This is a genomic window from Flavobacterium sp. (assembly GCF_017744675.1).
In the GTDB taxonomy this organism is placed as follows: Bacteria; Bacteroidota; Bacteroidia; order Flavobacteriales; family Flavobacteriaceae; genus Flavobacterium.
The window spans coordinates 264,713-281,852 of the sequence record NZ_JAGIAV010000002.1; the positions used below are offsets into that span (position 1 = coordinate 264,713).

12 protein-coding genes are annotated in these 17,140 nt (G+C 33.7%); all 12 read left to right on the plus strand.

Going from position 1 to position 17,140, the window contains the following annotated elements; all coding sequences use genetic code 11:
* The first annotated feature begins 19 nt into the window (after nt 1-19).
* The 12 genes from J7574_RS06615 to J7574_RS06670 all read left to right on the plus strand — a co-directional run bounded on the left by J7574_RS06615 (nt 20) and on the right by J7574_RS06670 (nt 17,041).
* A complete protein-coding gene (locus J7574_RS06615) occupies nt 20-1,774 on the plus strand; it encodes an ABC transporter ATP-binding protein (RefSeq protein ID WP_290965985.1) in 1,755 nt (584 codons plus the stop codon).
* A gap of 16 nt (nt 1,775-1,790) precedes the next feature.
* Complete coding sequence (locus J7574_RS06620; protein WP_290965991.1) at nt 1,791-3,362, plus strand: histidine kinase; 1,572 nt, start codon at nt 1,791-1,793, stop codon at nt 3,360-3,362.
* Nucleotides 3,363-3,447: 85 nt separating this feature from the next.
* A complete protein-coding gene (locus J7574_RS06625) occupies nt 3,448-6,045 on the plus strand; it encodes a zinc-dependent metalloprotease (RefSeq protein ID WP_290965997.1) in 2,598 nt (865 codons plus the stop codon).
* Nucleotides 6,046-6,061: 16 nt separating this feature from the next.
* Nucleotides 6,062-9,400 carry a SusC/RagA family TonB-linked outer membrane protein gene (locus J7574_RS06630; protein ID WP_290965999.1) on the plus strand — a complete coding sequence of 1,113 codons (3,339 nt, stop codon included), beginning with the start codon at nt 6,062-6,064 and terminating at the stop codon, nt 9,398-9,400.
* 11 nt (nt 9,401-9,411) lie between these two features.
* Complete coding sequence (locus J7574_RS06635; protein ID WP_290966002.1) at nt 9,412-10,731, plus strand: RagB/SusD family nutrient uptake outer membrane protein; 1,320 nt, start codon at nt 9,412-9,414, stop codon at nt 10,729-10,731.
* Nucleotides 10,732-10,881: 150 nt separating this feature from the next.
* On the plus strand, nt 10,882-11,646 hold the full coding sequence (locus J7574_RS06640; protein WP_290966004.1) for a LytTR family DNA-binding domain-containing protein: 765 nt from the start codon (nt 10,882-10,884) through the stop codon (nt 11,644-11,646).
* Nucleotides 11,647-11,871: 225 nt separating this feature from the next.
* Nucleotides 11,872-12,456 (plus strand): NUMOD4 domain-containing protein, encoded by a 585-nt coding sequence (locus J7574_RS06645; protein ID WP_290966007.1) that lies wholly within the window; start codon nt 11,872-11,874, stop codon nt 12,454-12,456.
* Nucleotides 12,457-12,882: 426 nt separating this feature from the next.
* A complete protein-coding gene (lpdA, locus tag J7574_RS06650) occupies nt 12,883-14,271 on the plus strand; it encodes a dihydrolipoyl dehydrogenase (protein ID WP_290966010.1) in 1,389 nt (462 codons plus the stop codon).
* 184 nt (nt 14,272-14,455) lie between these two features.
* Nucleotides 14,456-14,920, plus strand: a complete 465-nt coding sequence (locus J7574_RS06655; RefSeq protein ID WP_290966012.1) for a copper resistance protein NlpE — start codon at nt 14,456-14,458, stop codon at nt 14,918-14,920.
* Between the two features lie 158 nt (nt 14,921-15,078).
* Nucleotides 15,079-15,582, plus strand: coding sequence for a YgcG family protein (locus J7574_RS06660; protein WP_290966015.1), 504 nt, complete (start codon nt 15,079-15,081; stop codon nt 15,580-15,582).
* Between the two features lie 109 nt (nt 15,583-15,691).
* Entirely contained in the window at nt 15,692-16,600 is a 909-nt protein-coding gene (locus tag J7574_RS06665; RefSeq protein WP_290966018.1) for an arginase family protein, read from the plus strand.
* 6 nt (nt 16,601-16,606) lie between these two features.
* A complete protein-coding gene (locus J7574_RS06670; RefSeq protein ID WP_290966021.1) occupies nt 16,607-17,041 on the plus strand; it encodes a GNAT family N-acetyltransferase in 435 nt (144 codons plus the stop codon).
* The last annotated feature ends 99 nt before the right edge of the window (nt 17,042-17,140 follow it).

Genomic DNA, 17,140 nt, shown 5'->3' on the forward strand with positions numbered 1-17,140 from the left:
GCTTAAAGCGTTAAAAAAAATGAAAGCAAAAGCATTCGATACTGGATTATTCAAACGAATTTTAAAATATACTCGTCCTTATAAATGGCGTTATTATGGCGTAATCTTATTTGCCATTTCGCTGTCTATCTTCGCAGCGCTTCGTCCTTACCTGTTAAAAGAAACGGTCGATGGCTACATCAAAACTCATGATAAAATGGGTTTACTCCTATATATTATATTAATGGGAGTAGTTTTATTGATGGAAGTTTTTTCTCAGTTCTATTTTGTCTATTGGGCAAACTGGCTCGGACAAGATATTGTGAAAGATATTCGAACCAAACTTTTCCAGCACATTTTGAGTTTCAGAATGAAATATTTTGATTTGGTTCCAGTCGGACAGTTAGTAACACGCGCCGTTTCGGATATTGAATCGATTGCCCGTATTTTCAGCCAAGGATTGTTTATGATTATAAGCGATTTGATGAAAATGTTCGTCGTGCTTATTTTTATGTTTTATATGAACTGGAAACTGACTTGGATTGTTGTTGTTGCCATGCCGATCTTGGTTTATATTACTCGAATTTTTCAACGCAAAATGCAGGTTGCTTTTGAGGAAGTAAGAACACAGATTGCCAACATGAACTCGTTTGTACAGGAACGCGTAACGGGAATGAAAATCGTGCAGCTTTTTAACCGTGAAAAAATCGAAGCCGAAAATTTTAAAGAAATCAATAACAAACACAGAGTCGCTTGGATCAAAACTATTTTGTACAACTCGATCTTCTTCCCAATTGCCGATATTATTTCATCTATCACTTTAGGTTTGGTTGTGGTTTATGGTGGTTTCAGAATTTTGAACGGAGATCATTTTACGACTTTTGGAGATTTGTTCTCGTACACGATGTTTATCGGAATGCTATTCAATCCGTTGAGACAAATTGCGGATAAATTCAATGAGATGCAATTAGGAATGATCGCTGCCAATCGTGTTTTTGATATTATCGATACGCAAGATCATATTCAAGATACAGGAACAATAGAAGCGCCTGTTTTTGAGGGAAGAATTGATTTCAAAGATGTCCGTTTCAGCTATATTCCGGAAGAAGAAGTTATCAAAGGAATCGGTTTATCGGTTTCGGCTGGACAAACTATTGCCATTGTTGGTTCTACAGGAGCAGGAAAATCTACGATTATTAATTTATTGAATCGTTTTTACGAAATCAATAGCGGAACAATCTGCATTGATGGAGAAAATATCGAAAACTATACGTTGGCTTCTTTAAGAAACCAAATTGCTGTGGTGTTGCAAGATGTGTTTTTGTTTGCCGATACGATTTATAATAACATCACTTTGCATAATCCAGAAATTACTCGAGATAAAGTAATTGATGCAGCAAAGAAAATTGGCGTTCATGAATTTATTATGAATCTGCCAGACAATTACGATTTTGATGTAAAAGAGCGAGGCGTTATGCTTTCCTCTGGACAGCGCCAGCTGATTGCTTTTTTACGTTCGTATGTGAGTAATCCGAGTATTTTGATTTTGGACGAAGCGACTTCTTCTATCGACACGTATTCTGAAGAAATGATTCAGCGTGCAACCGAAACGATTACAAAAGGAAGAACTTCGATTATTATAGCACACAGACTAGCAACAATTGTAAATGCAGATAAAATTGTGGTGATGGACAAGGGATTGATTGTTGAACAAGGAACGCATCAGGAATTATTGCAAAAATCTGATGGGTACTATAAAAATTTATATGACTCGCAATTTGCCGTGGCAAACTAAGTCATAATGATGCTATTTGAAATTTAGATTAAAAAATATTACTTCAAGACGTGCTTTTTTAATATACGTTATTGTCTCGATTCTGATTACGGTTTCATCGGTTTACATTCTGAGCAATCTGATTACAGATTTAACCGAAAAATCGAATGATGATGTTGCAACGCGTAACTTTTTTAAAAAACAGGAATTCCTTTCTGAAGAGCTTGCAAAGTTTTTAGAGCAGGAGAAAAGGATTGAACATGTTTTAAAAATTAGTGCTCCCGAATACCTCAACAACAATTTGAAGCTTTTGTCTTCACTTCAGACCAACAATAAGCTGATTGTAAACAACTGGTTTCAAATTAATAATAATGCTATTCATTATGGAAACAATACCACTTCTGACGAAATTAAAAATGACGTAAAATCATTTGTTCTTCAAAATAAAAATGTTGAGCATCTCAGCATGGTTCTCCCACAAGGAAACGAATGGATATGGCGTATTTATTTCAAATTAATTTCAAAGAACAGAACAACTGTAAAATATGGTTATGACATCAATCTAAGACTGCTTCATAGTTATATTTCTAAAACAGATAAAACGGCTTCCAATTATGCCTTTGTTTTTGACAAAAACGGAACCTGTGTTTACCATCCTGAAATTGCCTTTCTTGGAAAGAATATCTTTAAGATTTCCTCATTTAACCCATCAGATACTATTTATAGCAAAAACGAAGATTTTTCTAAAAGGACAACCATGTCTGAATTTTTGAAAATGGATGTCGTTCGTTTTACCAAAAAAATGGATATTAAAAATTCCAATTGGTTTGTCTGCGTAAGCATTCCTAAAATATATGTAGATGAAAATGTGACTTTGATTAAAAAGTATACGACTTCTATTTATTCCATTACCACTGTAATGCTTCTCTTGATTTTTTATCTTTTCTCTTATGCCAACAGACGCGCTTATCGCGAAAAAGGAATTGCTATAAAAGAGAAGAATAGACTCTTGGTTGAGAATGAAAAAATCATCAAAGAAAAAGCTTTGATTCAGCTGCAACAATTAAAAGAGCAGATAAATCCGCATTTTTTATTTAATTCGCTCAATTCGCTTTATATGCTGATTGGAAGTGATATTAAAGTCGCGCAAAAATTTACATTAAACCTATCCCGTATTTATCGTTATCTAATTGATCCGCCAGAAAAGAACATTGTTCCTTTAAAGGATGAATTATTATTTATCGAAAAATATATCTTTTTACAGCAGACTCGTTTCAAAGACGAATTATTCTTTTCTATAGAGATCGAAAATGAAACTGCTTTAAACAAACACATCCCCTATCTTGCTTTTCAGATTGCGGTCGAAAATGCTATTAAGCACAACGCCGCCACTCAAGAAAGCCCCTTAACTACAAAAATCCTGATTCAAGAAAATCAGGTCATTATCAGCAACAATCTTCAAAAGAAATTGACTGCTGAACCAAGTACTAAATTTGGGTTAAACTATCTGAGTAGCATTTACAATTACTACTCAAAAACCGATTTTAAAACATCAGAAAAAGACGGCGTTTTTATCTGTATTCTTCCATTAATATCCATTCACTCCTAAAAAAAAGCCACTCACTCCTTTTTGTTTTTTTTCTGAACTAAAATAAAATAGTTTCGATCAAAAATTAACCTAAACTTAACATCTGATGAAGGAAAAGGCATTCCTGCATAATTTGATAACAATTTGCATACTCCTATTATTATTATCGCCGCTTACTGTTCAATCTCAAAAGAAAAAGAAGGACAGAAAAGAAGCTGCGACTGAAATTAAAAAAGATTCTACCGATTCTAAAAAAGGTAAAAAATATGACGACCTAGTAAAAAAAGGTTCTGTAAAAAAAGGGCTCTTCAATATCATTCAAGTTAAAACCGATGTTTATTTTGAAATTCAAGACAGTTTATTTAAAAGAGAGTTTTTAGTAGTAAACAAATTATCTCAAGTTCCTTTTCAGGTAAACGAAGCTGGTTTAAATAAAGGAATGAATTATGAAAACAAGATTATCAGTTTTTATAAAGATACCATCGCAAAGAAAGTCTGGGTAAAATCGTATGTGCCAAAGGTTTCTTCACCAAAAGAAGATGCAATTACCCAATCGGTTCAAAATAATTTTGCCGAATCTATTATTGAAGTTTTTGATATTGAAACAAAAAATAACGATTCGACATCTGTTGTAATTAAAGTAAATAAGATTTTTGACGGAAAACAAAAAAGCTTCAACGATGTTTTGAGCAGCATTGGTTTTGGCGGTTCTGTCAAATCTGATCTTTCTTATATTGAAGGTTTAAAATCTTTCCCAAAAAATATTGTTGTCAAATCTCAGCTGACAACCTCTATAAGCGAAGGCGGCCCTGCATTGTCAGTGACTCTTGGCGTAACAAGTAATATTATTTTATTGGATAAAACTCCAATGAAACCTCGTTTTTCTGATAACCGAATTGGTTTTTTTACTGAAAAGCATTGGTATTTTGCCGATGCACAGCAGGCAATGCTTGAAAAAGAATTGATTACCCGCTGGCGTTTAGAACCAAAAAAAGAAGATGAAGAACGATATTTAAAAGGTGAATTAGTAGAGCCGAAAAAACCAATCGTTTATTACATCGATCCTTCCACTCCAAAACAATGGAGAAAGTACATAATTGATGGGGTACGCGATTGGCAGGCAGCTTTTGAAAAAGCGGGATTTAAAAATGCCGTTATTGCAAAAGAACCTACTGAACAAGATTTAGATTTTGATATTGATGACGTTCGCTATTCTGTAATTACGTATGCTGCATCACCAAAATCAAATGCAATGGGACCATCTGTGGTTGACCCAAGAAGCGGTGAAATTATCGAGGCCGATATTATCTGGTGGCATAATGTAATGACTTCGCTTCAAAGCTGGATGCGCATTCAGACAGGACCAATCGATCCGAAAGCTAGAGGAAATAAATTTAGTGACGAACATATGGGAGAAGCAATTCGTTTTGTTTCGTCTCACGAAGTGGGTCATACTTTTGGTTTAAAACATAATATGGGTTCTTCTTTTGCTTATGATGTAGAATCATTGCGTTCTAAAGAATTCACAACAAAAATGGGCGGAACTGCTCCGTCAATTATGGACTACGCTCGTTACAATTATGTAGCACAGCCAGAAGACAACGTAACGGTTATTACTCCAAAAATTGGAGAATATGATAAATATGCTATTGAATGGGGTTACAGATGGTACTCGCCTAACGACAACGAAACAGCAAAACTAAACGCCTTAATTACCAAACATCAAGATGACCCCATTTATTTTTATGGCGAACAGCAGGAAAACATAATCGATCCGCGTTCTCAATCTGAAGATTTAGGAAACGACGCTGTAAAAGCAAGCGAATATGGGTTGAAAAATCTAAAACGAGTTGTAGATAACATTTTAAGCTGGACTTATGATAAAGATCAATCTTATTATGAAACTGGAAAACTATACATCGGAACTATTGGCCAATGGCAACTGTACAACCGACATGTAATGAACAATATTGGCGGAGTTTATTTAAACACTACCGTTCACGGAGACAACAAGCAAAGCTACATTCCAGTTCCTGCAGCAATGCAGAAAAGAGCTGCCGATTATTTAGCTAAAAATGTACTTACGATTCCGCAATGGCTGTTTTTCAATGACATTTTAGACAAAACAAATCCATTAAAAGATTCTCCGCTTGGTCCTTACGAATATACTCCGTATACACTTTCTAGAGAATTGCAATACGGCATTATGTATGATTTATTTAGCGATGATCGCTTGCTTCGAATGACCGAAAATGAACTGTATCAGCAAAATAAAACCAAAGATCCAGCTTTTACCGTAAATGATTTGTTTAAAAAAATGCATCAAAGCGTTTTTGCTGGAACAATTGCCAATAAATCATTATCAATTCTAGAGCGAATGACGCAGAAGAATTATGTAGATGTTTTGATCGTTTCGACCAATAAAATATTTGAAAAAACCGATGCTAAAAAATTAATAGACATTCAGCAGACTTTAAATATGCCTCATTTGTGCACCTATTTAGACGATGCTCACATGGCTAAAAACATTAATCAATCTTCTTTAAAAAGAGTTACAGAAGTGACTTCAGACAAAAAAGGAGAATTAACAAAAATCCTTCAATTATTAAAAACTAAAAAAAGTACAGGAGACCAATCTACCCAAAACCATTACCGCGATTTGATCCAACGAATCGAAAAAGCCTTAAATAATACAACCTTTTAATACACATTCCAAAAACATGACAAAAATTTTACATGCCTTACTGCTGTTCCTGGCCATTGCAGGATATTCGCAGGAATCCCGAACTATTACGGGTATCATTCAAGATGAAGCAGACTTGTCACCGATTCCTGGTGCGTCTATCTTCGTTGAGAATAATTCAATCTCAAACAAAACTGCTATGGCAGGTATTATTCATAGTGAAGCAATTGGAACTACTTCAGATTTCGATGGTAAATTCACTTTGAAAATCGGAAAAAACGTTACTTCTTTGAGAGTTACTTTTATGGGATACAAATCGTACACTCTTGAATTAGATGCTCAAAAAAATTATACAGTTAACTTAACATCTGAAACCGCAAAACTTCAAGAAGTTGTGGTAACAGGTTACCAAAAAATTGAGAAAAGAAAACTTACCGCTGCTGTTTCTAAAATAGATATGTCGGCTATTCAGCAGACTGGGGTTTCAAGTATTGACCAATTATTGGTAGGACAAATAGCTGGGGTTGCTGTCTCTACTCCATCTGGAGCACCTGGAGCGCCAGCTAAAATTAGAATTAGAGGTACAGCTTCTCTATCTGGTTCTCAAGATCCTCTTTGGGTATTGGATGGACTACCTTTGGAAGGAAATGATGTTCCAAAAAACTATGACAAAGATAATATCGATCAATTGAACAACTTTTCTATTGCTGGTTTAAACCCAGACGATATTAAAGATATTACAATCTTAAAAGATGCTGCTGCAACTGCTATTTACGGTGCTCGTGCTGCAAATGGTGTTATCGTTGTAACTACTAAAAAAGGTAAAGCGGGTAAAATGGTGATTAACTTCAACACCAATACTTTTATCACACAAAGACCTGATATCTCTAAATTAAATTTAATGGATGCAAATCAAAAAGTTGATTTCGAACTTGATCTTGCAAGCCGTTCTGACTTAACATACAGAGACAATGCTGGAGAGATTTCTCGTATCTTAAACGGATCAAATGAGTTAGCAGCTTATAGAGCGGGAGGATTTTCTGCATTAAGCCCTGCTACACAGCAATCAATCAATGCTTTAAGAAGCAACAATACTAACTGGGGTAATTTAATTTACCAAACTGCAATCAACACGCAACACGGTTTAAGTTTATCTGGTGGTGGAGAAAAATCCGATTACTATTTCTCTTTAGGATATTATGATGAGAAAGGAACTACTATTGGAACTGGTTTCAAACGTTACAATTTAACTTTGAAAAACAATTTCGAAATTACAGATAAATTCAAAGTTGGAGTTGGAATTTTTGGCTCTGAAAACAAAACTACTTCTTACTTAACAGATACAGATGCTTACACAAGCCCAAGTAACTATTCAAGAAACGTAAATCCGTATTTAACTCCTTATAATGCAGATGGAAGTTATAAATATGATCAGGATATTTCTGGTTACTCAGATCGTTATGTTCCTTTTAATATTTTAGAAGAAAGAGCAAACACTTCTTACGATTCAAAAACAAGAGCTGTAAAAGCTTTATTAGACGCTGAATACAAAATTACTAGAGATTTAAAAGTAACCTCTCAATTAGGTTTACAATTAGACAATACTTCTAGCGAAAAATTTGCCGATAAAAACACTTATTATACTAGAAAAGAAAAAGAAAGATCTCGTTACTTTACAAACGGAGCTTTTAATTACTTCCTACCTGAAGGAGGTATTATCCAAAACGCAAACACCGACTTTTTCCAATACAATCTAAAAACAATGGTGAATTACTCTAAAACTTTTGGAGAAAAACACGAAGTTGAGGCTATGATTGGTAATGAGTTAAGAAGAAATTATTCAACCACTATCGCAACAAAAGGTTTTGGATTTGATAAAACCACTTTGACTACTAAGCCAATTATGTTCCCAAATAGCTCTTTTGCTAATGATGCGATATACAGAACGTACCAGAAATTGGAAAATGAAAATGCTTTTGCTTCATTTTTTGCTACAGCTGCTTATACTTACAATAGAAAATATAGTGTATTTGGAAGTGTAAGATATGATGGTTCAGATTTATTTGGTGTAGATCCAAAATACAAATACCTGCCACTTTGGTCAACTTCTGCTTCATGGGCTGTTTCTGAAGAAGATTTCTTAAAAGATAACTTAACACTTTCTAACCTAAGATTACGTGCTTCTTACGGTATACAAGGTAATATCGACAAAAATACTTCTCCGTTTGTAATGGGAAGATATAGCAATACAACAATTTTACCTGGACAGACAGAACAAACTATTTCTGTTGAAAGTCCACCAAACGACAAATTACGTTGGGAAAAAACGACTAACACCAACTTAGGTATGGATCTTGGCTTATTCAACAACCGTATCAGCATTGTTACTGATTTATACGGAAGAAAAAGTACCGACTTAATCGGTTTAAGAGCAGTTCCATTCGAAAATGGTTTTGAGTATAGTAACATGAACTGGGCACAAGTAAGCAATAAAGGTTATGAAATTACTTTGTCTACAAGAAACATTGACCGTCCAAACTTCAAATGGAATACGAGCATTAACTTTTCTCATAACAAAAGTAATGTAGACAGAATTGAAGTACGTGATACTGATTTACTTCCAAGCAGAGAAGGTCGTCCTGTAAATTCAGTTTTTGGATTAAAAACAAACGGAATCGACGAAAATGGTTATCCTTTATTTGTTAACAAAAACGGTGAAACAGTAAATGCTCAGACTTTCTTCAAATTGTACGATCCTTATGCTGATTTCTTCCCAGGAGAACTTACAGAATCTTCTTTAACACCGGCTGAGTATAGAGATTTATTTGTTTATTTAGGTGATAGAGATCCTAAATTCACTGGAGGTATTACTAATACAATTCAAGTACATAATTTTGATTTTACAGTTGCTGCTGCATTTAATTTGAAACAAACTGTTGTAAAAACACCTCCGTACAGTGGAACTGAAGTAGACAGAGGACAGAATTACTCTACTGATATTTTGAATGCATGGTCGCCAACCAATACTTCTTCTAATTTGCCAGGAATTGTTGGTAAAGATTCTGGAACAGGAGATTCTTGGATGGCATATCAATGGTTCTCATCAGGTACTCCATTAGACTGGAATAAATACTTAGATACATGGGTTAGCGAAATGAGTTATATGAGATTAAGCAGTATGCGTTTAGGATATACATTCCCTAAAGCATTTACAGATCACATCAACATTCAAAGCATCAGATTGAACGTTGAAGCAAGAAACTTATTTGTAATCAGTTCTGACTTTAAAGGATATTTTGATCCTGAAACTTACGGAAACATTTATGCACAGCCAGTTCCTAAATCATTCACTATTGGATGTAATGTAACTTTCTAATACAATTAAAGATGAAAAAAATCTCAAAATACATATTACTTTTTACTGCAGCAATTGCAGTAACTAGCTGCGATGATTATCTGGATATAACACCAGTTGGGCGTGTCATACCAGAAACACAAGAACAATTTCGCGCGGTATTAACAACTGGATATTCAAAATATCCGGAACACAAAACATTGACAACACTTCGTACAGATGAATTGACAATGAATGATTTTAGTGAAGATCTTAATATTTACAAAGACATTTTTATTTGGAAAGATGGCAACCCAGACCGTATTACAAGAGATTTCCAATATCAGGATTTATATAATGTAATTTTCTATACAAATGTAGTAATCAATGAAGCATCAAAAAAAGTAGCTCCTTCTGAAGAAAGAAATCAGTTAATTGGAGAAGCTTATGCTTTGAGAGCAATGGCTTATTTTGATTTGGTTAATCTTTTCGGAAAACCTTACAACACTGCAACCGCTTCTTCAGACAAGGGAGTTCCATTGGCTTTAGAAATTGACTTAGAGCAGGTTTTCGTTCCTCAAAGTGTCGAAGTAATTTATAACCAAATTATTACTGACACTCAAGAAGCAGAAAAATTAATTAATTTAAGTTCACAGACAAAAGGTTTAAATTATCGTTTTTCAAAAGTTGCTTTGTACAGTTTAGAAAGCCGTGTTTACTTACACCAGAAGCAATGGCAGAAATCTTTAGATGCTGCTAATAAAGCATTAGCAATTAAGAACGATCTAGTTGATTTAAAAGCTACTTCTGTTTTTGCAACAAAATACGATTCAAAAGAATCTATTCTAGCTTTAGAAGATGGATACATTAACAGATTAAAAGGAGCTTCATTCGCTTCGTCTGAATTAGTTGCTGCTTACAATAAAACAACAGATTTACGTTTTCCTCTTTACTTTTTAGCAAGCGGAAGCCGTTTTAGAATTCAAAAAGGTGGTAACGATGATCAAAAATGTACACTAAGAACTTCTGAATTATATTTGACAAAAGCAGAAACACAAGTTCAGTTAAACAATATCGCTGATGCTAAAGCTACTGTTTTATCTTTCATTAAAAACAGATATACTCCAGCAGGATATATAGATCTTGAAATCGAAATTAATGCTATGAACGCAACAGATTTAACAAACTTCATTTTAGAAGAAAGACACCGTGAGTTTGCTGTTGAAGGACACCGTTGGTTCGATTTAAGAAGAACTACTCAAAAGCAAATCGTACATACTATTAATGGCACCGATTATACTTTGATACAAAATGATCCGCGTTATACCATTATTTACCCTGCAAACGCGAGATTGAACAATCCCAATCTATAATTTTACCTAAATTGTTTTTTTTAAGAGGTCTAGTTTTTACAGCTAGGCCTTTTTTTTATAAAATCGCTACAACAAAATGCACTCTTTTTTGCGAATAAGAATTTCTGAATTTATCTTTGCGTTATAACTAGGTTACAAATTTCCTTTAAAATGAAAATTGCCATTGTCGAAGACGAACACCTTGCCTCTAGCTATCTAAAATCGATTTTAGAGCAGCAGAACGTTTTATCGATTTCGGAAATCAGCATTTTAAAATCTGTAAAAGAAGCGGTTGTTTTTTTTAGCGAGAACAAGGTTGATCTTGCTTTTATGGACATTCATTTAGGCGACGGAAAAAGTCTCGAAATCTTCGAAAAAACCATTATCGCCTGCCCTGTCATTTTTATTACCGCTTACGATTCTTATGCCATTTCGGTTTTCAAACACTTTACAATCGATTATCTTTTAAAACCTTTTGAAGAGGATGAATTGCTTGAAGCACTTCATAAATTCAAAAAAATAAAAGATAGCTTCAATAGTGATTCTACGCTTCAATCTTTGGTAGCAATAGAGAATCCTGAAAACAGTAAAATACAGCGCCATTTCTTGGTAAATCATGGCTATAAAATGATTTCTATTAACGAAAGTGAAATCACTTATTTTGCCGCAACAGGGAAGCATCTTTTTATTCATGTAAAATCAGGAAACAGCTATTTGTACAATAATACTTTGACCGATATCATAAACAGTCTCGATCCTTTCAATTTCTTTAAAATAAACCGAAAATATATTGTGACTCGAAACAGCATTAAAGAAGTTCTAAAACACTCCAACCAAAAAGTCGAATTGATTCTGAATGTTCCTCCAGCCGAATCTGATGCAATTTTCATCAGTAAAAAGGAAATTAATAATTTCAAAAACTGGCTAGATCAATAATTTAATAATTATTTAGCTATAAATTGATGTTGGTTTCCTAAATTAAAAAACTGCAGTATTCTTAAATTGTGAATTAAAATCCGACTAAAAACTGTCAAAAACGCTTTAAAACGTTAAATTAGCGTTATAGAAATCATAAAATTGACCCTTCGCAATCAATGAGATAGCTGAAATTTTTGGTTTATTCTTTATCTTTGAGAATATAGAAATCAAATGTAAAAGACAATGCCACAAAATAGATTTTATCCTGATGAAAAATTCAAAGAAATAGAAATAAATGCCTCATTACAATTAAGATACGCCATTTCAAACAGAGGTAGACTTATAAGTTTTACCGATGAAATTGAAAACGGACGCATCCTAAAAGGAGGTTTAAGCGACGGATATCCTACTTTCCGTTTTAAGGTTAAAAAAGACGATAAAATCGTAAACAAATATCTCTTCTTATACAAATTAGTTGCCCAATATTTTATTCCAAAAGATTCTGAAGATCAAACATACGTGTTGCACTTAGATTACAACAGAGCAAACGATGATGTAAGAAATCTGCGCTGGGCTACCAAACAAGAGATGATGGCGCACAGCCGTAAAAGTCCGCGTGTGATTCAGGCAAAAAAGAACTTAATCGAGCACAATCTAAAAGCCGATGGAAGAAAATTAACCACTACAAAAGTGATGTTAATTAAAAAAATCCTTGCAAGACCAGAGCAAAAAACACGTCTTAAAATGATTGCCAAACAGTTTGGCGTAAGCGAAATGCAAATTAGAAGAATTGCCAGCGGAGAAAACTGGGGACACGTGAAGATTTAATTGTTAATGGTTAGTTGTTGATGGTTAATTGTTAATTGTTCACTCATAACTCAAAATTAAAAGCCACAGATTATACAGATTAACACTGATCCAAAAAATCATTTTAATCCTAATAATCTGTGGTTTATTTTTTATTCGCAAAAATATTTTACATTTTACATTTTACAATTCACGATTCACAACTAACAATTACTAATCACTTTTCACTAAATCACAAAAATCACTTCATAATTCACAATTTACAATTCACAATAACTTCAGTTTCTGTGAAAAGACCAATATGGCTGACTTTAAAAACAAAATTTAAAGTGTTCATATAAAATAAATCCTTAAATTCGCAAACACAAATAACAAAAGAAGAAATCGAAAGATGAGTTTCGGAAATACAAACTTCATTTTCGATAGTTAATACTAAAAGCAAAAAAAATGAAATACGACGTTATTGTTTTAGGAAGTGGTCCTGGAGGATATGTAACAGCGATTAGAGCTTCTCAATTAGGCTTTAAAGTAGCTGTAGTAGAAAAAGAAAATCTTGGTGGAGTTTGTCTTAACTGGGGGTGTATCCCAACAAAAGCGCTTTTAAAATCTGCTCAAGTTTTCGATTACCTTAAACACGCTTCTGACTACGGATTGAAAGTTTCTGAATTTGATAAAGATTTCCCAGCAGTTATTCAACGTAGCCGTGGTGTTGCGGAAGGAATGAGCAAAGGAGTTCAGTTCTTAATGAAAAAAAACAAAATTGACGTTATTGAAGGTTTTGGAAAACTAAAACCAGGAAAAAAACTTGACGTTACTGATAAAGACAATAAAGTTACAGAATACAGCGCTGATCACATTATCATCGCAACTGGTGCTCGTTCTCGCGAGTTGGCAAACTTACCTCAAGATGGTGTAAAAGTAATTGGATACCGTCAGGCAATGACATTGCCAACTCAGCCAAAATCTATGATTATTGTAGGTTCTGGAGCAATTGGAGTTGAGTTTGCTCACTTCTACAACTCAATGGGAACAGATGTTACTATTGTAGAATTTATGCCAAATGTAGTTCCTGTAGAAGACGAAGATATCTCAAAACAATTTGAGCGTTCTTTGAAAAAATCAGGAATAAAAGTGATGACCAACTCATCTGTTGAGCGTATTGACACAACTGGTGCTGGAGTTAAAGCTTTCGTTAAAACTGCAAAAGGAGAAGAAGTTCTTGAAGCTGACATCGTACTTTCTGCAGTTGGAATTAAAACAAACATCGAAAACATCGGATTAGAAGAAGTTGGTATTGCTGTTGACAGAGATAAAATCTTAGTAAACGCTTACAACGAAACTAATATTCCAGGATACTACGCAATTGGAGACGTTACTCCAGGTCAAGCTTTGGCACACGTTGCTTCTGCTGAAGGTATTAACTGTGTAGAGAAAATTAAAGGTTTACACGTTGACCCAATCGATTACGGAAACGTTCCTGGTTGTACGTATGCAACTCCAGAAATCGCTTCTGTTGGTTTAACAGAAAAACAAGCTAAAGAGAAAGGTTACGAATTAAAAATTGGTAAATTTCCATTCTCAGCTTCTGGAAAAGCAAAAGCTGCTGGAAATGCTGACGGATTCGTAAAAGTAATCTTCGATGCTAAATACGGAGAATGGTTAGGATGCCACATGATTGGTGCTGGTGTTACAGATATGATTGCTGAAGCAGTTGTAGCTCGTAAACTAGAAACTACTGGTCACGAAATCTTAAAATCTATCCACCCTCACCCAACAATGAGCGAGGCTGTTATGGAAGCTGTTGCTGATGCTTACGGCGAAGTAATTCACTTGTAAAAAATATACAATGTAGAGACTTAAATGTCTTTGCGGAGTTATATATAATTTTCAATTTATAAAATCCGATTTGTCGAAACAAATCGGATTTTTTTTCATTCAAAAATTAAATTACAAAATTGTAGTAAAAATATTACTTTTTATTATTTTTGCTGAACGTAATCAATAATTTAATTTCAAAAAAATGAAAACAAAAATTTTAACGCTTGCACTTTTTAGTTTGGTCTTAACTGGATGTGAAAGTAAAAAAACACAAAATGAAGAAAAGAATACACAAGAGACTGAAGTAATGAGCGAAGATAATTCTAAGAACTCTCTAAACTGGTCAGGAGTGTATAAAGGAGTAATTCCGTGTGCTGACTGCGAAGGTATAGAAGAAGAAATTACCTTGACTGATGATGGAAATTTTACCAAAAAATCGACTTACTTAGGTAAAGAGAAAGAAAATATTTTTACTGATACGGGAGTTTTCACTTGGGACAAAACCGGAAGTATCATTACCACAATTACAAAAGACAAAAGCTCAACAATATCATACCAAGTTGGAGAAAACAAACTAATACAACTAGATAATGAGAATAAAGTAATAACAGGACCTCTTGCCGAAAAGTATATCCTAAACCAAATAGAAGTAAAACATGCACAATAAATCAAAATCCGATTTGTGAAAACAGGTCGGATTTTACTTTAATAAGCTGTTTCTCAAAATGAATATTTTTTCATTTCAAAACCAAAACTAATCTTTTTTCAGTGGTTTAAAATAAAGAATGTGCTACTTTTGCTGCACCAAATCTAATCCGCCACAGAATGAAAAAATTATTCTATACGCTCGTACTGTTGTTTTCAGTTCTTTTATCTGCCCAAACAAAAAAAGACATTGATTTTGCTTCTCAACTAAAAAGCTCTTTTTCAGAATCTACAAATTGCGTTAACGACTTCGAAAAGGTTTTAAAACCAGAAGAACTTCAATCTTTAAATACTACTCTCAACGCATTCGAAAAAAAATATCTCTATAAAATTGTTATTATCACCACTCCTTCTTATGCCCCATTTCAGTCATTTGAAGAATTTGTATTAGATATTGACAAGTTTTTAGCAAAAGATCCTCGCTTAGATCCTACCCTATTAATCGTAGTCAGCAAATCATTGAGACAAATTCAGGTTATAAGCGTCAATTTTATAAAATACAAATTAACCGAAGAAGAAACTCAAAAAATAATCAGCACTTATTCTATTCCAGAACTTAAAAAAGGAGACTATTACAAAGCTCTAGAGCTAGCTTCAAATGAGTTCATGAAAAAATTACAATAATAAATAGATCAAAATCCGATTTGTGCCAACAAGTCGGATTTTTTATTTGAATCTAATTATATAAAAACAACCTTTTTATTTTCATAACTTTACAATTATTCGTCCTGTTATGAAAGAAATATACATTGTTGAATTTCCATCAAATTTAGGTTTAAAAGAACCTCAGCCTGGAAAAGAACCCGGTGCAAAAAAACTGCCTGATTGGCTTCGGAAACATAATTTGCATAAAATCATCAATCCAAAAGAAATAATTAGAGTTGATGCTCCAAAATACAAAAGCGACCGCGATTCCGAAACTCAAATTCTAAATACAAACGCTTTGATTGATTATGCCAGAGAAGAGGCTTTTTTGATTAATAACTTACTTTCTCAAAATAAATTCCCTTTTATACTAGGCGGTGATTGCAGCATTCTTTTAGGATCGGCCATAGCTTTAAAACAAAAAGGCAATTACGGTTTGTTTTATCTTGATGGTCATACCGATTTTATGGATGTTTCGTTATCTGAAACCGGCGGCTTAGGCGGAATGGCAGCTTCTATAGTAACTGGAAACGGACATGATAAGTTAACAAACATGCTTAATTTATCGCCTTACATAAAAGAAGAAAATCTTTGGTGCGTCGGCAATCGGGAATACGATGAGGAATACGAAAACGAAATCATAAAATCTTCTGCAACGTACATCAATCTTGATTCTTTACGAAAACAAGGAATCAAAAATACCGTTCAATCATTTCTATCAGAAATAGAAAATAAAAATCTTGACGGATTCTGGCTTCATATTGATGTTGATGTTTTAAACGATTCAATAATGCCTTGCGTAGACAGCAGAACTCCAGACGGACTTACCTACAACGAATTTAATGAGCTTACCTCCTATTTGTTTCAAAGTAAAAAATTAAGCGGGCTAGAAATCACTATTCTAGATCCCGACTTAGATCCAACTGGCAAATACACAAACGATTTTGTAGCACAATTTACTCACACTTTCAACGCCTTTAAAAACGAGCTTTCATAATATAAAATGGCACTCATAACAGAATTCAGAAATATCGACTTGCAGGCTTTAAGAAAACTTTTCTTAACCGAAAGGCAACGCACCTTTACAGATCAAGATACATCAGAATTCAAACTAGAAGATTTCGACAAACAAACGCAGGGAGAGTATATTTTAACGGCTCTTATAGACGATATTCCTGTCGGATTTATTTCGATTTGGATGTCCAACAATTTCATTCATCATCTTTATGTTGCTTCTCCTTATCAAGGAAAAAATATTGGCACCGAATTACTAAAAGCTGCAATACAGAAAACTACATTTCCAATTACCCTAAAATGCCTTGTAAGCAATACCAAAGCAATTGCATTTTATATAAAAAAAGGATTTGTCGAAAAATCGAGAGGTCATTCTGGAAACGGAACTTATATTTTATTTGAACTAACACAAAACATAGAATAACAGCATAACCAATTAATTTTCAGAATTTTATTTTTAATTTTATTACTGACATACTGTTGTCACAAAGGCATTTTATCTTTATCGAATAAAACTAAAAAG